We start from the raw sequence: 14,393 nt of genomic DNA on the forward strand, positions 1-14,393 counted from the left end.
GTGGCTGCCTGCGCAGCCGCGGCGAGTGCCTTCGCGTTCTCTTCGAAGAGCCAGGCCGTACGCTCTTCCTCAGTCATCTCGGAACGCTTCGACCCGAAGAACTCAGCCGCGATTTTGCCCCCTTTCTCGGGATCATCGGCCATCTTGTGCTCGGCGTCGAGCGCCTCCAGGACGTCCTCCAGGTGTTTACGGTTCTGTTCGAGTGTGCTCTGTAGAGTCTTTGAAACCATCGTTAGTACTCCGTATCGGGGTCGAAGATCTTCCCCAGGTCGCTCTGGTTGTCTGTCCGTGCCTCCGCTCGCTGCTTGAGAAGGTGCTTATCCTCCTCAGTTGCTGACCCCGTCTGAGCGGCCAGTGCTGCCACCTGTTCTCGGGCCGATCGGTAACTGCGCTCGAGATCGGTCTCCGAGTCTTGGCGCTGCTGTTTTTGCTCTGGCTTCTGCAAAACGTCGGTTGCGAGACCCTTGAGCCGGCGCGCGAGTTCCGTGATCCGCAGAGCGTTCTCGATGGTCTGCTCGGAGGCCTCGGGGTGTTTCTCGCGTAGTTTGCTGGCTGTTCGTTCGCCGGTCACTGCAGCGTCGAGCTCCTTGATCAAGTCGCTCATGTCAGTGGAACATCCCCGTCGGGTCGCTGTCGATGGTCACTTCGCTATTCTGCTCGGTCTCATGGTCGTTGAGCTCGGCGTTGATCGTCTCCATCTGGCTGGTTAGATCTTGCAAGAGGCTGGTGAGCTGGTTGATGGCGACGGCGTTCTGCACCGCCGTCGGCTCGTCCTCGGAAGACGTCGAGGCCTCGTCGGCTGCGAACGCGCCGAGCTCTGTCTGTGAGTCGTTGTTTGTATCTCTCATTCTATATGAAATCCGTTCTGAGGGCCGGTTATGGCCGTTGCAGTCTGCTCGTTTGGGTGCTGCCAAGTCGACGCCCCCGGAGTTGAACCGGGCAGTGTCGGACTGAAAGAGGGAGGCCAAGAGAGAGCGGACGAGAAGGGAGGACATTGCCGCTCGACACCGGAACAGTGAGTGACTGTGCACTAAACCCTCGGCGGCCGGCGTGCAAACGGCCGTGTCATCGGGAACGATGTTCATGCCCCTTCGCACCCACCTGAAGACTCGCGTTCGAGGACATGCCGGAACTTACGCACCATAGGCCACCTCATAGAGTGCGGCCTCGAGGTCATCGTCGAGCTCGCCCGGCCGGTCACAGTAGAGGTCGTACTCACGAACGGCCCGGGCCTGCGTGTCGGTGAGCTCTACTTCGGTGTCCGAAGCTGGCTTGCTGGCGGAGAGGTCATCGACCGCTCTCTCCAGTTCCCGGCGGCTCTTCCGGGTCACGTTGCTCGCGCCTCCTTGGCTGCGTACACCAGTCCCCGAAGCACCTCTCGTGACTTCGGCCTCCGGTCCCACGCCTCGACGTCGACGCTGCCGGCGAGCTGGTCTTTCTCCTCAGCAGTGAGTGGGGCGGACCAGTCCTTGCCGTCCTCGGCGGCCAGCTCGTCGACGGTTCGTTCCAGGTCACGGCGGCTCGGCCGGGTCATAGCTCAACCACTGTCGTTCGCTCGTCGACGACGTCGCCGGCGTGAGTGTCATCACCGCTGTGTCCGGTGCCGACGACGACCTCGTTGATTTCGATGCGGTCCGGGCCCTCGTGCTGTCCGTCGTCCAGTTCCTCGATCTGTCGGTGTAGTTCGCGTTTGCTCTGTCTCATCGCTGTTGCTCCTTGATCGCCTCAACTTCCTCGGCCAGCTCCTGGAGGTCGCGGTCGTTCGTGACCTGGCGGCGGACGTTGACCGCGTAGGCGAGGGCCCGAATCCACTTGATCCGGACCTTCTCGTTGTCGGCATCGTAGACCCGGCCGGAATCGACCTTCCGGTGCGCCTCCTGGATCGCGGTGTCGAGCGTCGCCAGCATCTCGTCGTATCCTTCGCCAGCCTCGCTTTCACGCGTGTCCGCGCTCGCATCGGTGCTCAAGGCCGCTCACCCCCGGGGTTCTTTTTAAACAGCCGGTCGAAAACGGCTGAGAAGCGGGCTGAAAACCCTGTTTCCCTGTTGCTTAGTCCCGACGTGGGCACGGGATAGTGCCGGGTCATCTGGTGGCCTCCGTGACGGTCCAGCACTTTCGGCGGCCGTCGTCCGGCGAAGGCTCCGCAGCGACCAGGCCAGCCTCAGCGAGCTCGCCGAGGAGGCGTCGAATCCGGTCGACCGAGACACCCGTCTCCTCAACGAGACGGTCCGTCGTCAGCGGCCCCGCGTTGTCGCGGAGCGCGATGTAGACCAGTCGGGCAGACGGCGGCCGCGCCTGGATCGGTGCCGGGAGTTGAAGAGAAGTAGTTGCCATTCCTGTTGCACGTGAATATACCGTCTACAAGGCCTTAGAAGCGTGTTTGCTCCCCGGAATCCGGGTAGTTAGGCGTCGAAGGAATCGGCGATATCGTGAAGCTGCCGAGGAGGGTCATCGGGGTCGGGCCTCGAGTCGATGATGCCTCGGTCGCGGAGGTCGGCGACGGCGTTCTCCACGGCCGTCCGTCCTGCACCAGTCTCGTCGACGAGCTGGTCGTAGGTGAGTGGCCCCGTGGCATCGAGGACAGCGTACACCGCGGCGGCTGTCGGTGTCGATGCCCGAACTGGAGCAGGGAAGACTGAAGCGCGGTCGGGGGAGTGCGTGGGCGAGCTCACGTCGGAACACCTCCCGCAGCGGATGCCTGTAGACTCGTCTGCTGGAGGGGTGCGCCGAACTGGACGGTGGTTGCTGGTGGATCTGCCTCGTGGCAGAGCGTTCTGGCGATGCGAAGGTAGGGGTTGACGTCCGGGAGATGGGTCTGCAGGCTGTCGATATCCGGCGGCCAGCAGAACGCGGCGCCGACCGGGTCGCCGGGGTCGCCGAGGCGGTCGTCCTCGACGAGCGTGGCGACGGCGTCGAACAGGAGGTCCTGCACTGCGGTGTGGCGCTCGTCGACTGCGGCCGGGAGGATGTGCTGGCCGCGTTCCTCGTCATCGGCGAACGGCAGCGTCAGTCGAAGGCCGTCGTCGGTGTCCTGGACGATATCCAGCGCGACCAGTGCATCGAGGTGGGTCCGCAGCGACCGCGTCGAGACGCCGGCCTCCTCGGCGAGGGCGGTCTGTGTCAGCGGTTGGGACGACCGGAGGAGTGCCGCCACGGCCTTCGACAGCGTCGGCGGTGCATCGGGCAGGAGGCGGTCGGCCTCGAGGGCGGCCAGCGAGACGCGGACCTCGTCGAGGCGCATCTTCCGGGGCTCGTCCTCACTCCCGAGCCAGTGGACGGCGTCGGCGACGGCGTAGGGGTCGCCGGTGAGCGCCCGGAACATCGTGACCGCCTCGGGAGTCGCGGTGATGCCCCTCGGCCGAGCCATCCGGTTGACTGCCTCGGTGTAGGCCTCGCGACCTGGAGTCCCGACCGGCACGTCGACGGCGATCTCCGGGGCGTCCTCCTGGACGGACCGAGCCGAGCGGAGTTGGCCCTGGACGTGACGGGCCAGCCGGTGTGACGACGGACCCCGGAGCACGAGGCCACCGATGTACTGGCCGACGGGGTCCTCGGCGTCGACGTCCGGGGAGAGGGCAGCCTGACGCTTCCCGTCACGGCTCTCGAAGAGTTGCCGATAGACCGCGTAGTGGCCGTATCTGGCCTGGATCGAGACCGCGGTGGTGATGGTCTCGGCGAGGTCCTCCAGTTGACCGTGGCCGAGCGTCGACGGGACACGGAGCTCTCGGACGACGTTGACGCCGGCGACGTCCAGGAGGTGCACCATCGTCCCGGCGAGACCGTGCGCCGACCGGAGCAGCTCGCCGGCGAACGCATCGCGGTCCTCGACCTCGTCCTGGCGCCACTGGCGAGTCATGTCTTCGAGCCGCTCGCCCCACTCGGTGAGTTGCTTGTGAAGTTGTTCACCACATCCGACGGCATCATCCGAGAGGGCACCGATGCACCGGGCGTCACGGAGGAGGCCTGCCGACAGGTCGACGTCCTCGAGGCGGCTGGCCGGGAGTGCCTTCTCCAGCAGCCGGGGTGAACTGAACGCCAGTGCGGTACTCACTATGTACTGGAGGGGCGACGTTGCCCGGACAGCGACCACGGCCTCGTCCCGGTCGGCGTCGTAGCTGACGTACCGGGTGTGGCGCTTTTCGGCTCCGTCGGCCGTCGGTAGTACCCCCTCAGCAGCCGTGACACCGCCGTTCGTGGCCACGGCCCCGGCTGCAGCGTGTCCACCCCGACCCAACCACCGGGTGCGGTAGGCGGTGCCGGTGCTGTCGTCGGCCGGCGGTGCGGTCGAAGGAACGTCGGGGCGGGGGTCCTGACGCGCGGGATTACACGTCCTGTGGCTGGGGTTTCCGGTTTCGCTAAACAGTGCGTCGAGTTCAGCCTGCCGGCCGTGTTCGGCGTCGAGACGGTCCAGAACAGCGGAACCGGCTGGCGTCAGTTGCGCGTGCTTCTCACGGCCGACGTCGAAGCGCTCGACGAGGTTGCACTCCTCCAGCACCGAGAGGGCCTGGCTGACTGCTGCCTTCCCGACCGACTGTGTGGCGACGAGGGCGGCCTGTGACTGACGCTCGTTGGGTTCTGCGGCCAGGAGGCGAAGCGTGTGAACCTCGCGGCTGTCGGCAGTGAGCGCGGTCGTGACCGCCTCGACGTCGACGTCGGCGGGCAGTGGCCCACCCCGACCAGCGCTGACGTGTTCAGTAAACTCACTCGGGAGATACTGGCCGTGATCCTCGACGAGCCAGCGGGCCGTGAGGCCGGTCGTGACGACGGCGACGTCGAACACGTGGGCCAGGACACCCAACAGTTCCAGGGCGTCCTCGCGCTGCGCGCGCTTGCGCTCTCGGAACGCTGGCCCGAGGCGGACCGCGACGGTCGGCGTGACGTTGGCGGCCTCGAGGACGGTGAGGGGCCCATCGGCGAGGTCGCCGGCAAGGGCCTCTTCGAGTGTGCACCGCGTGCCGTAGACCGTGACCGTCCCACGGCCGAGGGAGGCGGTGTAGTTCAGCGCGTCCTGGTGGTAGTCGTGTTCCGCTGGCCGGTCGAGCCACGCGACGAGCTGTGCGTACCGACCATCGCGAGCGGTGATGCCGGTCTCGCGCATCGCACCGGGCCACTCACGACGTCCGCATGTCCCGGCGAGGACCTCACGGACAGCGTCGACGAGCTGGTCCTGGAAGCCGTTGGTCGTGGCGATCTCGTGCCACAGCTCCGACGGCGCCAGGTCGCCGGCGTCGACGTGCGCGACCGCGTCGACGGGGGCCTGTTCGGTCGGTCGGAGGCCTGCCTCAGGCATGCGTTCGCCCCCGGACTGTGCTTGCTTCGAGACCCATCTCTTCGCGCACCCACAGCGGCAGGTCGATCGGGCGCGCGTCGGGGTCGAGTTCGCTCGTCGACTCGCCCCGCTGTCGGAGCGTGACGCTCCGGATGTGCTGGAGAATCCAGCCGGCCGACGTCCGCCGGAAGAACGCGGTGCGCCGGCAGGTCGACGTCGTCTGTCTCGTGGGCGGGTTCCACGATATCGACCGGGTCTGCGGCGGTTCGTCCTCGTCAGATTGGTGTGTATCTCGGTCTGTCATTCCGTCCTGAACGGCTGTGTTGGCCGCTGACGGACGCAGTTCGCACTCTCAAAAGAGCGTGCGAAACACCTAACACGACGGGAGACAAACTACCGTGCACAGACACCTCCTCGGTGTCGAACACGCCGTGCTCCCGTCGCGTCCACCCGGTCGCGGCGGAGTACGCCGTGGCCGGGCTTGCGCCCGTGCTCGTCACAAAACGACGTCGGCCGGAGCCTGGACAGTTTCAGGCCGGCGTCGTTTCTCTCGATTCCACTGACCATGAGACGCTTCACTCCCCGTCAGCCCTTAAGAGTTGGCGGAGGGTGTCGCTCGTGTTTGCATGGCCGTCGGTGTCCCGAAGCTCCCGCACGTCGCGGGCAACATCCGGCTCCACCGAGAGTGTCGTGTAGTCCGTCATCGTCTCAACTCTGTCTTGGAACCATAGGTTTATAATTACCGTGTCTCTCAAATTGACAAGAGAGAAATAGCGTATGTCTGGAGACAACGAGACCGAAGACGGCCCCTGGATTGATCGCCCGCAAGGGCTCCTGACGGCGACCGAGCGTGACGTCCTCCGCTCGGGTGAGCAGTTCGAAGCACGCGGTCGCGAGGCTCGCGCTCGAGTCCGCCGCCGACTCCGCGACAGCGTCCTCGATTACGTCCTGCTCGACGAGTACCTGCCACAGAAGGACATGCAGCAAGTGTTCGGATGGGATGAGACCGACCCGAGTGACATGCTCCAACTGAACGTCGCCGAGGCGCTGAAGGCACAGGTTCGGTTCGCCTACCACGCTGCAAAGACGGCGAACCTTGACCCCGAGAAGCTGATCGGCGACGCCGTCGACGAGGCGAAGGGTGTGCGTATCGAGAAGTTGGTTCAGAAAAAAGAAGAGACGCCCGAAGAGCTCACACTAGGCGAAGTCCAGACGCTACTCGGCGCTGGGGCACTCGGACACGAAGAGTCTCAAGAACTCATCTCGGCAGACGCCACCTCCTATGGAGGGATGGTGAGCGAGGACGAGGCAGGGGAGGAACTCGGCCAGAAAACCTCTCTCGAAGACGACGACAGCTAGACGCGTGTCGTGCAGCGTCGCATGAGAAATATAGTTTATAAGAGGCGGCGGCTCAGTCGCCGCGGCCTTCACGCCGGCGCCGGAGCGCACGACGGGCCAATTCGCGTGTCTCTTCGGTGACGCTCTCTCGCCGCGAGAGCGATTCGAGCTTTTCCTCACGGGTTCGTTCGCGCAGCTCCGGCTCGCCGCCGACGTCTGATTCCTCAGACATCGTATCCCTCTCTTCGGAGTGCTTTGAGGAAGTTCTGTGCGTCCTTGGAGTACGGAACATCGCTCTCAGCGATGAGCTTCAGTTCCTCGCGGACCTCATAGAGCCCGTCGAGACGATCGTTGTTGTGATCTGGGGTCGTGTTCATGGACAGTCTCCGTGACGTCGGCGTTCGATACGCCGACGCCTCTCCGGGACTGGCGGGCTGAGGGGCCCCGCTACGCCTCGCCGTGATACCGCCGGGCGATGGTGACCGCCGCGGACCGGTCCCGGCAGACCTCACCGACGGTACAGTCGTCGTTCACACAGGTCAGCGTCTCACAGCCGCGGCCACCCAGGTCTCCGAGCGTCCCGCACTCGTGACAGAGTTGGCTGGTGTACTCGGGCGGGACGTACGCAACGGCCAGCCCGGCGTCGAGGGCGCGGTCGGCGAGAAGCTGTTGTGCGACGGCCGGGCAGTAGTCCGCCCACGCCATTGCTCCGTGGGCGGCCTCGACGAGTGGCCGCGGAGTGGTCGAGAGGTCTTCGAGGACCACCACAGCCCGCGGGTGGGCCCGTGCGACGCCCACCACCTGGTCGGCGGCGCACTCGAGGGCCCGTCGGAGTCGTGGCCAGTACCGCGCGACGAGGTCGCCGAGTCGGTCCTGGTCGTCGACGTAGTCCGGCGCCGTGCCGAGACGATGGGTGGCCGACTGAAACTCGCTGTACAGGCGATGCGCGTAGTCTGCGTTCACTGTGGCCGCGCCGCCGACACCGTCCGCCGGCGAGGCAGCGGCGAAGAGGTAGCGAGCACTTCCGACGTCGACTCCGACCGGCGTGATCGAGTCGGGCCCGAGAGGCAGCGTCGTCGTGGCCTTGGCGCTGTGACTACTCATCGGCTGCTCACCCACTCGTCTCGGTCGGCCGGGTCGTAGGCCACGATCTCGTCGAGGAACCGCTGGAGTTCGGTGACTGTCCGGAAGGCGGCGAGGTTCAGTGTATCGATGTAAGCGTCGTCCTCGGTGTAGACGTCCCAAATCGGGTCCCCGTCCTCGTAGTGCTGGCTGTAGAGTTGCAGACCGTGGTACTCCAGGACAGCACCGTCGAGATACGACTCCTGGAACATCTCCTTGAGAAAGTCCACCGCATCGTAGGGGACGTCGTCATCACGTGGAGCGATGACGTCGGTTGGGTCAGGGAGGCTCACGCCGACCCCTCCAGTTCCTTCAGCCGGTCAGTCTCCTCGTCGACGACGTCGACGAACTCCGTCTTGGTCTCGTCGTCGGCATCGAGACCTTCGTAGTTGATATCGCAGGCGATCCAGCCCGCGCAGTCACCGCAGAGCGAGCCGGCGATGCGGCCGGGAAGACCTGCGGCGCCGAGTGGGAACTCTAGTTCCAGGTAGTACCCGGCGTCCAGCGTCTCGCCGCACTGCATGCAGGCGTCGTCGGGGAGCGAGTGGTCCTGAACGAGCTGGCAGGCAGCGCAGATATCGGCCTGCATCGGGTCGATGGTCCGGACGGTCGTCCGGTCGACCATCTCGGGCGGCTTCGGGCCGCCGCAGATGTCGCACGTGGGCAGCTCGTCCGCGGATGGGTCACTCGCCATGCTGCACCTCCTCGGCGGCCTCAGCCCGCTGGTGGACCTCACGGAGCGCCCTGGCGACGTCCTCGGCCAGGGTCTCCCGCGGCGTCTGCGTAGCCGAGCGCTGAGTGTACTGGTCGAGCACGTTGTCGACGTCCAGGGCGAACTGGCTGGTGGTCCGCCGGCCGGTCGGGAGTGCTCGCGTGGCCGTGGTGTACCGCCGGACGCCGTCGAACGGGATGCGCTTGCGCGCCTCGAGCTCGCCGTCGTCGGTCACGAGCAGCGTGTAGTCGTCGTCGCCGGCGTCCTCGATGAGCAGCGTCATCGGCCGCCCCCGCAGCAGGCGCCTAGTTGTTTCGCGTACCACCGGGAGTGGACAAACCGCTGCGGACAGTCGCCGGCGTGAGGGAAATCATCGATGTTGTGGCTGACAGCTCCACATTCCGTGCACCGAATCTCGCCGGTTGGACGCTCTGCTGTCAGGCCGCCCTCACCCACGGACACCTCCTCGCGGACGATCTCGAAATGAGTGTCCGGCGCGGCAAACGATTTCATCGGGCACCACCACAGCAGTCGTCGAGGTCCTGCTCGCACATTGCCTCAGTGCCGCAGTCACCGCAGCGGACGTAGTCGTGGCCGGTGTAGTTGCCGTACTTGTTGAACTCGGGGAACGGGCCCTCGATCCGGCCGCCGTCCTCGTCGACGAGCTCGGCGCCGTCGCCGGCGACGATGATACCGCCATCGGCCGCGGCGACGCGCGGGCCCTGGACGTGCTCACCGAGCTGGTCGTCGAGGCCGTCGGTGTTGACCCACGCCGGGATCTCGCGCTCGCCAGTGGCGAACTGAACGCGCTTCTGGTGCTTGCACGTGACGTCGCGGTACTCGGAGTCGGGACACTCGCACGTGCCCGTTCGCATGTCGACGAGGTACTCGGAGCCGCTGCCGGAGACGACCAGGAAGAGGTCGTCGGCGCCGCGGGCTCGGCCGACGTCGTCGAGGACGCTGTGGACCTCGGTCAGGGCGCGGACGTCGCGGGTGTCGAAATCGGTGCTACCGTCAGTGCCGTCGGCTTTATCCGACGACGGAGTGTAGTTCGTCATGCTGTTAGTCGCAGCACGGTCGAAGGGCGTTCCAGCGCCCGGCGGCCAGTTTCTACGTGGCCACCTGCCGTGCTTACCTACATGTACCACTGCCACCCACTTATAGTTATGCATATGCGGGAACGTTGCTCTGACTGGCAACGTTTATGGTATGCGGGAGTGATATGAGCATATGGCAACCCAAGGAGAAAAGGCGGATAGCATGAGCCGCCGCCGTGCTTTATTAACCGATCGCGAGCGAGAATTGCTTGCCAACGACGACGAGGATGAAAAGGAATACCGCTACCAGGCGGCGTCTCGGATTAGGAACAAAATCGAGGATGAGCTTACCGAAGACCTCGAGATACTCGAGGAGCACCATCCCGAGTTAGCACGTGAGCTCCGCGACGTCGTTTGCAGCGATGCCTAACTACGAGACGACACCACCGCCCGACCGGCTGGCCGACACGGTACAGCTGCGGACTGCCTTCACCGTCGAGCACGGCGACGTCGTCCGGTTCATGGTGCAGTTAGAGTACTGGCTCGACGGCGAGTGGCAGCCGGTCGTCCGGTACGACCACGACGAGGACCCAAGCATCGGCCACGATATCGCCGAGGAAGGGTTGCACATGGACGTCTACCGCGACGGCGAGAAGCTCCGAGCGGAGGATATCACCGGCCCGATCCCACCCGCCGACGGGTTCGATTACGCCGAAGACGACTTACGAGAGAACGTACAACAGTATATCAAGAGGTTCGAGACATGGCACGGAATCAGAGACGGGAGCAGCCTGTGAGCGACGACGAACTCGAAGAGATGGATGAGCGCATTGAGGACCACTTCGACCGCGTCCGCGACCGTCTGGACGACGAGCTCGACGCCGAGTGACAGCGTCAACAGCCACAGTCTTCTTTCGTCACAGCGGGGTAAGCCGGGTCGGCTAATTCTAAATTTGTATCGCGCAGAACGATTTATCAGCCGTCACAAATCCTTAACCAACAGATGGGGGATGCAGCCGGCTGTGTTGGTTAAGCGTCTGACGTAGGTTTATCCAACGCGCTGGTGATGTGGGCTCTGTGATATGACCGAAACGAGCGAAACGACCGGAACGACAGCGCCGGTCGTCGCGATGTTGAATCAGAAGGGGGGCGTGGGGAAGACGACGCTGACGGTGCAGTTGGGCGGCCTGCTCGCCTCTCGCGGGTGGGACGTCCTCGCCGTCGACTTAGAGCCCGAGGGCGCGCTGACGTCCATCCTCGGGTTCGACGACGTCTATGGCGACCTCGACCAGCCCGTGACACTGCACGATCTCTTGCTCGACCCGCAGTCCCACGCCGATCACGCCGGCGACCTCGTCCTCGAGGGCCCGGAGTTCGACCTGCTGCCCGCCCACGAGAAGATGGTCGACAACACAGCGTCGGCCCTGGAGGGCGAGCCGAAGGCCCGCGAGCGCCTCGGGATGGCACTCGACACACTGCGGGACGACTACGACGCCATCCTCGTCGACAACGAGCCGTCGATTAACGTCCTCACCGACAACGCGCTGCGCAACAGCGACGGCGTCGTCATCCCGACCTACGCCGAGGGGCTGTCGATCCAGGGCCTCGACCGACTGCAGAAGCAGATTGCGTCCATCGAGGAGTACTACGGTCCGGTGAACGTCCTCGCGCTGGTCATCAACCGCATCGAGCACAACAAGCAGGCCGAGGCGATGGTCCAGAGCCTTCGCGACGGCTTCGGCGAGCACCTGCCCGTGGTCGAGATACGCAAGCGCGTCGCACTGCAGCGCTCGCTCGTCCAGGAGGGCGTGTCGGTCGTCGCCGCTGACGAGGAGACGGACATGCTCCCGCACCTGGAGGACCTCGCCGGCGTGGTGGAGCGCGAACTGCTGCCGGAGTCCCGGCCGGTGGTCGGCGATGAGTGACGAGGGCGACGACGTCGACGACGAGCTCGGCCAGGTCGGCGAGCAGGTGGGCGGCATCGCCAACCGGTTCGGGAAGTCAGAAACGAGTGAAACGACCGAAACGACTGAGGCGAGTGAAACGAGCAATATGAGCCAAACGACTGAAACCACTGAAACGACCGAGACGACTGAAACGCCGGTGCCAGGAGACGAGGGCTTCCAGCTGCGCGAGCACTGGAACGGCCGGACGATCTACCTCCCCGACGACGCCGTCGACGACCTCGACCTCCGGTACAAAGAGTGTTCGATCAAGTGGCAACAGCAGCACGGCGGGGAGCTCCCGAAGAACGAACGTTTCTACCCGGCCGTGATTCGGGCAGCGCTGCGGGGGACGTCCATCGAGGCAGAGCTGGACCTGGACGGCTGAGGGGCGAGCGACCCCACATCTTAACCAACACTGGCCGTAACTACACCCGACTGTTGGTTAAGTCGCGAGCCGATCCGCTGACGGAGCCCCGCACTCGAGGTTCGGGTACGTTCCCCAGCGGTGCGAAGGCGGGCACCAGTCGCTACCAACGGAGGCGGGCTGGGTTTTTAGGAGTGCGCATGGCGCGCATCGGAGATAGGGGCCTTCTACTGCAAGAATCTCCATTCCCGAGCGGCCTGCTCAGACAGAGAGCAAAAAAGTGTGCAAAACAGCTTAGAGCGGAAACAAGCGCTTGTGGGCTCTCTATTTGGGATAGGAGCATGGTCTGAAACGCGGGTTTGGGACAGAATCCGCGCGGACCGTAAGGGTGGTTGAAAAGTGCGCATGTCTCGATATCGGATGTTTGGGGCGGTGTACTTCCAGAATCGTACTTGAGGGGGCGTAAGGGTGGTGCCCGTCCCTGAGAGCATACTTAGCGACTCTATCGAGCAATCTCCTGCCTTCATTCGGGGTTTCCGAATTGATTTACCATAGTAGGAGTGCGCGCGGAATGGGCGCATCGGCGGAATCGCGTGCAGTCTGTCGGTTTTGAGAAAAACTCTCGGAACGGTCTCAAATCAGCAGTGGTGACAAGCCTACCCGCCCATATCACCGTATTTATCTGGTAATCTGGGGCCAGAAGTAGCAATCGGCCAGAATCGACCCCGCTTCCGTCTTTGGGTTACCATTTACTACCCGTATAATCTGACATAGTTCGACAGCCTGTTTATGTCGGAATCGCGGAATCTGCCCGAACTATGCGCGCTGATCAGGGGAAGCCACCGAGGCCCTTGACGATATCGCGCTCAATTGCAGTTTGAATGTCTTCGACATCGACCTCGCCGTCGTTATTCGTGTCGAACGGATTGCCGTTGCCTCCGCCGCCGCCACCGCCGCCGCCACCGCCACCGCCGCCGCCACCCCCTCCAGGGTAGTTACCTCTCACGATATCTCTTAGCACTTCTGGGACATCGACCTGTAGTTCAGGCAAGTCGCTGACAGACGGGCCTTGGAGTTGCGGGAGGTCGGACTGCGACGGTGTCGGGATAGTCGGCCAAGACCAGTTTGAGCTCGGTTCTGGGATATCTGGCCAGTCCACCGTCTCGGAGAGGTCCGGTACGTCCGGCCAGTCAGTTTCTTTGAATGGGTCGGGCGATGTAGGCCAATCGGTGCTGGCGAAGGGGTCCGGCGTGTCGGGCCAGTTGACATCGCCGAACGGGTCTGGTGCCTCGGGCCACTCGAACTTGGTCAGACCTTCGACCCACTCGGGCTCCTCTGGCTCGAAGTTGCTGAGGTCCCCGCTTGCAAGCGCCCCATAGGCACTGCGGGTGGTGGCTGCTTGCGCACCAAGCGTGTCCGTGACGACGCCGGGCGTCAGTTTACGCAGCGCCGTTTCGTTCAGCCCCGTCGGGTCGAGGATGTTCTTGGCGCCGGTCGCTGCAGCACCCAGCGGGTCCTGGATGGCGTTGCCAACACCAGAGAGTCCAGAGAATCGTTTGCGTCCCTGCAGTGTTGCGCGACCCTCCGGCCCGAAGACGCCCTGGCCGAGCGCATATCGCGACGCGCCACCGATAGCGGCGGGGATGGCGAGCGCCCCCGCCGCGGCCCCTGCCCCGCCCGCAGCGAGGCCGCCCACGCCGCCACCAACAGGCAAGATGTTCAGCCCGCCGCCACCACCGCCGCCGACCGAGCCGCCGCTCATCTCTTCGAGTGTGTCGAGTATCTCGACGAGTGTTTCGTTCTGCTCTTTCATCATCGACGGAAGTGAGGTCCCAGTAGCACCACTGAGGCCGCCGTCAGTCCGCATCCGTTGACTTGGAGGTGGCGACGCCTGGACGCCGACCGAAACATCTGACACACCCCGCTCGATGTCTTTGCGGGCCTGTTTGAGCGAGCGCTGGTCCACTTCGACGCTGAGGAGGGCGGAGGCTCCAAATTCAGTCACTGTCCTCACCTCCTTCCGACGGCGCCGGGAGAGAGAGGTCGACGTCGACGTGGGGCGCGACGTAGCCGAGTGTCGCTCGGAGCTCTCGGAGCAAGTCCTCGTCGAGCTGGCTCATGTCCTGGCGGACCGTGTCCAGGTCCGGCCGGCCGAGTAGCTCTTGCCCGACGCGGAACGCCTCTTGCAGTTCGTCGATGTACTCCTGTGTAGCGAACTCGCCGTCTGGGAGCTCTGACTCGTGGCCCTTCTGAACGGCCTCGAGGAGCGTGATGACTCCCCGCAGCACTCGCAGACAGTCGATGTATGCCGGGTCGGCGGACCCCTCCGCCGTTTCGGGAACCCCGACAGAGAGCACCGGGCCCTCCTCGATCTGGTCACTCGGCATCGTTGATCCTCCGGGTCACCACCCACTCAGGTAGCTCTTGACAGTCCGCATCTTGTCGGACTCGGCGACCTCTGGTGTCCCCGACTCGCCAGTGGCTGCCTGCGCAGCCGCGGCGAGTGCCTTCGCGTTCTCTTCGAAGAGCCAGGCCGTACGCTCTTCCTCAGTCATCTCGGAACGCTTCGACCCGAAGAACTCAGCCGCGATTTTGCCCCCTTTCT

General features: G+C 64.6%; 26 protein-coding genes. 6 read left to right on the plus strand and 20 right to left on the minus strand.

Annotated elements, in window-relative coordinates:
* From NDI86_RS21850 to NDI86_RS21905, 12 genes are all read right to left on the minus strand, one after another.
* Nucleotides 1-230, minus strand: a 230-nt coding sequence (locus NDI86_RS21850) for a hypothetical protein (protein WP_310902399.1), incomplete at its 3' end; no start/stop codon positions are given.
* A gap of 2 nt (nt 231-232) precedes the next feature.
* Nucleotides 233-604 (minus strand): hypothetical protein, encoded by a 372-nt coding sequence (locus NDI86_RS21855; protein WP_310902400.1) that lies wholly within the window; start codon nt 602-604, stop codon nt 233-235.
* A 1-nt stretch (nt 605) separates the two neighbouring features.
* A complete protein-coding gene (locus NDI86_RS21860; RefSeq protein ID WP_310902401.1) occupies nt 606-848 on the minus strand; it encodes a hypothetical protein in 243 nt (80 codons plus the stop codon).
* A 285-nt stretch (nt 849-1,133) separates the two neighbouring features.
* Nucleotides 1,134-1,331, minus strand: a complete 198-nt coding sequence (locus tag NDI86_RS21865; RefSeq protein WP_310902402.1) for a hypothetical protein — start codon at nt 1,329-1,331, stop codon at nt 1,134-1,136.
* The gene (locus NDI86_RS21870; RefSeq protein WP_310902403.1) at nt 1,328-1,534 is read right to left on the minus strand and encodes a hypothetical protein; all 207 of its coding nucleotides are present in this window, start codon (nt 1,532-1,534) and stop codon (nt 1,328-1,330) included. Before NDI86_RS21870 ends, NDI86_RS21865 begins: the two co-directional genes overlap by 4 nt.
* Nucleotides 1,531-1,704, minus strand: coding sequence for a hypothetical protein (locus NDI86_RS21875; protein ID WP_310902404.1), 174 nt, complete (start codon nt 1,702-1,704; stop codon nt 1,531-1,533). Before NDI86_RS21875 ends, NDI86_RS21870 begins: the two co-directional genes overlap by 4 nt.
* Nucleotides 1,701-1,967 (minus strand): DUF8136 domain-containing protein, encoded by a 267-nt coding sequence (locus NDI86_RS21880; protein ID WP_310902405.1) that lies wholly within the window; start codon nt 1,965-1,967, stop codon nt 1,701-1,703. The genes NDI86_RS21875 and NDI86_RS21880 overlap by 4 nt, the downstream gene beginning before the upstream one ends.
* 115 nt (nt 1,968-2,082) lie before the next feature.
* Complete coding sequence (locus NDI86_RS21885) at nt 2,083-2,334, minus strand: MarR family transcriptional regulator (RefSeq protein WP_310902406.1); 252 nt, start codon at nt 2,332-2,334, stop codon at nt 2,083-2,085.
* 68 nt (nt 2,335-2,402) lie between these two features.
* Nucleotides 2,403-2,672 (minus strand): hypothetical protein, encoded by a 270-nt coding sequence (locus tag NDI86_RS21890; protein WP_310902407.1) that lies wholly within the window; start codon nt 2,670-2,672, stop codon nt 2,403-2,405.
* Complete coding sequence (locus NDI86_RS21895; RefSeq protein WP_310902408.1) at nt 2,669-5,290, minus strand: hypothetical protein; 2,622 nt, start codon at nt 5,288-5,290, stop codon at nt 2,669-2,671. Before NDI86_RS21895 ends, NDI86_RS21890 begins: the two co-directional genes overlap by 4 nt.
* Nucleotides 5,283-5,573 carry a hypothetical protein gene (locus tag NDI86_RS21900; protein ID WP_310902409.1) on the minus strand — a complete coding sequence of 97 codons (291 nt, stop codon included), beginning with the start codon at nt 5,571-5,573 and terminating at the stop codon, nt 5,283-5,285. Before NDI86_RS21900 ends, NDI86_RS21895 begins: the two co-directional genes overlap by 8 nt.
* A 271-nt stretch (nt 5,574-5,844) precedes the next feature.
* Nucleotides 5,845-5,973 (minus strand): hypothetical protein, encoded by a 129-nt coding sequence (locus tag NDI86_RS21905; RefSeq protein WP_310902410.1) that lies wholly within the window; start codon nt 5,971-5,973, stop codon nt 5,845-5,847.
* A 73-nt stretch (nt 5,974-6,046) separates the two neighbouring features.
* Between NDI86_RS21905 and NDI86_RS21910 the strand changes: the two genes are divergently transcribed.
* Both NDI86_RS21910 and NDI86_RS22195 read left to right on the plus strand, forming a co-directional pair.
* The gene (locus NDI86_RS21910) at nt 6,047-6,628 is read left to right on the plus strand and encodes a DUF8102 family protein (RefSeq protein WP_310902411.1); all 582 of its coding nucleotides are present in this window, start codon (nt 6,047-6,049) and stop codon (nt 6,626-6,628) included.
* Between the two features lie 116 nt (nt 6,629-6,744).
* Nucleotides 6,745-6,999 (plus strand): hypothetical protein, encoded by a 255-nt coding sequence (locus NDI86_RS22195; protein ID WP_417936304.1) that lies wholly within the window; start codon nt 6,745-6,747, stop codon nt 6,997-6,999.
* Between the two features lie 55 nt (nt 7,000-7,054).
* On the opposite strand, the gene NDI86_RS21925 is transcribed toward NDI86_RS22195, so the two are convergent.
* The 5 genes from NDI86_RS21925 to NDI86_RS21945 form a co-directional block, all read right to left on the minus strand.
* Nucleotides 7,055-7,711: a zinc ribbon domain-containing protein gene (locus NDI86_RS21925; RefSeq protein ID WP_310902414.1), complete on the minus strand. Its 657-nt coding sequence runs from the start codon at nt 7,709-7,711 to the stop codon at nt 7,055-7,057.
* Nucleotides 7,708-8,022, minus strand: a complete 315-nt coding sequence (locus NDI86_RS21930; RefSeq protein WP_310902415.1) for a hypothetical protein — start codon at nt 8,020-8,022, stop codon at nt 7,708-7,710. Before NDI86_RS21930 ends, NDI86_RS21925 begins: the two co-directional genes overlap by 4 nt.
* Complete coding sequence (locus tag NDI86_RS21935) at nt 8,019-8,423, minus strand: hypothetical protein (protein WP_310902416.1); 405 nt, start codon at nt 8,421-8,423, stop codon at nt 8,019-8,021. Before NDI86_RS21935 ends, NDI86_RS21930 begins: the two co-directional genes overlap by 4 nt.
* Nucleotides 8,413-8,724, minus strand: a complete 312-nt coding sequence (locus NDI86_RS21940) for a hypothetical protein (protein WP_310902417.1) — start codon at nt 8,722-8,724, stop codon at nt 8,413-8,415. Before NDI86_RS21940 ends, NDI86_RS21935 begins: the two co-directional genes overlap by 11 nt.
* Before the next feature lie 226 nt (nt 8,725-8,950).
* Nucleotides 8,951-9,499 carry a DUF8118 domain-containing protein gene (locus NDI86_RS21945; RefSeq protein ID WP_310902418.1) on the minus strand — a complete coding sequence of 183 codons (549 nt, stop codon included), beginning with the start codon at nt 9,497-9,499 and terminating at the stop codon, nt 8,951-8,953.
* A 172-nt stretch (nt 9,500-9,671) separates the two neighbouring features.
* Here NDI86_RS21945 and NDI86_RS21950 point away from each other — a divergent pair, with 172 nt between their 5' ends.
* The 4 genes from NDI86_RS21950 (at nt 9,672) to NDI86_RS21965 (ending at nt 11,809) form a co-directional block, all read left to right on the plus strand.
* Nucleotides 9,672-9,908, plus strand: a complete 237-nt coding sequence (locus NDI86_RS21950; protein WP_310902419.1) for a hypothetical protein — start codon at nt 9,672-9,674, stop codon at nt 9,906-9,908.
* Nucleotides 9,874-10,275: a DUF7718 family protein gene (locus tag NDI86_RS21955; protein WP_310902420.1), complete on the plus strand. Its 402-nt coding sequence runs from the start codon at nt 9,874-9,876 to the stop codon at nt 10,273-10,275. The genes NDI86_RS21950 and NDI86_RS21955 overlap by 35 nt, the downstream gene beginning before the upstream one ends.
* Before the next feature lie 285 nt (nt 10,276-10,560).
* Nucleotides 10,561-11,403 carry a ParA family protein gene (locus NDI86_RS21960; protein WP_310902421.1) on the plus strand — a complete coding sequence of 281 codons (843 nt, stop codon included), beginning with the start codon at nt 10,561-10,563 and terminating at the stop codon, nt 11,401-11,403.
* Nucleotides 11,396-11,809, plus strand: a complete 414-nt coding sequence (locus tag NDI86_RS21965; RefSeq protein WP_310902422.1) for a DUF8160 family protein — start codon at nt 11,396-11,398, stop codon at nt 11,807-11,809. The genes NDI86_RS21960 and NDI86_RS21965 overlap by 8 nt, the downstream gene beginning before the upstream one ends.
* 808 nt (nt 11,810-12,617) lie before the next feature.
* Here the strand turns inward: NDI86_RS21965 and NDI86_RS21970 are convergent.
* The 3 genes from NDI86_RS21970 to NDI86_RS21980 form a co-directional block, all read right to left on the minus strand.
* On the minus strand, nt 12,618-13,793 hold the full coding sequence (locus tag NDI86_RS21970; RefSeq protein ID WP_310902423.1) for a hypothetical protein: 1,176 nt from the start codon (nt 13,791-13,793) through the stop codon (nt 12,618-12,620).
* Nucleotides 13,786-14,175 (minus strand): hypothetical protein, encoded by a 390-nt coding sequence (locus tag NDI86_RS21975; RefSeq protein ID WP_310902424.1) that lies wholly within the window; start codon nt 14,173-14,175, stop codon nt 13,786-13,788. Before NDI86_RS21975 ends, NDI86_RS21970 begins: the two co-directional genes overlap by 8 nt.
* Before the next feature lie 15 nt (nt 14,176-14,190).
* A partial coding sequence (locus NDI86_RS21980; RefSeq protein WP_310902425.1) for a hypothetical protein occupies nt 14,191-14,393 on the minus strand: 203 nt, incomplete at its 5' end.

The sequence above is a fragment of the Haloarcula onubensis genome (genome assembly GCF_031624605.1).
Lineage (GTDB): Archaea > Halobacteriota > Halobacteria > Halobacteriales > Haloarculaceae > Haloarcula > Haloarcula onubensis.

What these genes read in the sequence shown, in the direction of transcription:
- NDI86_RS21855 (WP_310902400.1), bottom strand. Translation starts at nt 604, where the DNA reads ATGAGCGACTTGATCAAGGAGCTCGACGCTGCAGTGACCGGCGAACGA.
- NDI86_RS21860 (WP_310902401.1), bottom strand. Translation starts at nt 848, where the DNA reads ATGAGAGATACAAACAACGACTCACAGACAGAGCTCGGCGCGTTCGCA.
- NDI86_RS21870 (WP_310902403.1), bottom strand. Translation starts at nt 1,534, where the DNA reads ATGACCCGGCCGAGCCGCCGTGACCTGGAACGAACCGTCGACGAGCTG.
- NDI86_RS21875 (WP_310902404.1), bottom strand. Translation starts at nt 1,704, where the DNA reads ATGAGACAGAGCAAACGCGAACTACACCGACAGATCGAGGAACTGGAC.
- NDI86_RS21885 (WP_310902406.1), bottom strand. Translation starts at nt 2,334, where the DNA reads ATGGCAACTACTTCTCTTCAACTCCCGGCACCGATCCAGGCGCGGCCG.
- NDI86_RS21895 (WP_310902408.1), bottom strand. Translation starts at nt 5,290, where the DNA reads ATGCCTGAGGCAGGCCTCCGACCGACCGAACAGGCCCCCGTCGACGCG.
- NDI86_RS21900 (WP_310902409.1), bottom strand. Translation starts at nt 5,573, where the DNA reads ATGACAGACCGAGATACACACCAATCTGACGAGGACGAACCGCCGCAG.
- NDI86_RS21905 (WP_310902410.1), bottom strand. Translation starts at nt 5,973, where the DNA reads ATGACGGACTACACGACACTCTCGGTGGAGCCGGATGTTGCCCGCGAC.
- NDI86_RS21910 (WP_310902411.1), top strand. Translation starts at nt 6,047, where the DNA reads ATGTCTGGAGACAACGAGACCGAAGACGGCCCCTGGATTGATCGCCCG.
- NDI86_RS21925 (WP_310902414.1), bottom strand. Translation starts at nt 7,711, where the DNA reads ATGAGTAGTCACAGCGCCAAGGCCACGACGACGCTGCCTCTCGGGCCC.
- NDI86_RS21935 (WP_310902416.1), bottom strand. Translation starts at nt 8,423, where the DNA reads ATGGCGAGTGACCCATCCGCGGACGAGCTGCCCACGTGCGACATCTGC.
- NDI86_RS21940 (WP_310902417.1), bottom strand. Translation starts at nt 8,724, where the DNA reads ATGACGCTGCTCATCGAGGACGCCGGCGACGACGACTACACGCTGCTC.
- NDI86_RS21945 (WP_310902418.1), bottom strand. Translation starts at nt 9,499, where the DNA reads ATGACGAACTACACTCCGTCGTCGGATAAAGCCGACGGCACTGACGGT.
- NDI86_RS21950 (WP_310902419.1), top strand. Translation starts at nt 9,672, where the DNA reads ATGGCAACCCAAGGAGAAAAGGCGGATAGCATGAGCCGCCGCCGTGCT.
- NDI86_RS21960 (WP_310902421.1), top strand. Translation starts at nt 10,561, where the DNA reads ATGACCGAAACGAGCGAAACGACCGGAACGACAGCGCCGGTCGTCGCG.
- NDI86_RS21965 (WP_310902422.1), top strand. Translation starts at nt 11,396, where the DNA reads ATGAGTGACGAGGGCGACGACGTCGACGACGAGCTCGGCCAGGTCGGC.
- NDI86_RS21975 (WP_310902424.1), bottom strand. Translation starts at nt 14,175, where the DNA reads ATGCCGAGTGACCAGATCGAGGAGGGCCCGGTGCTCTCTGTCGGGGTT.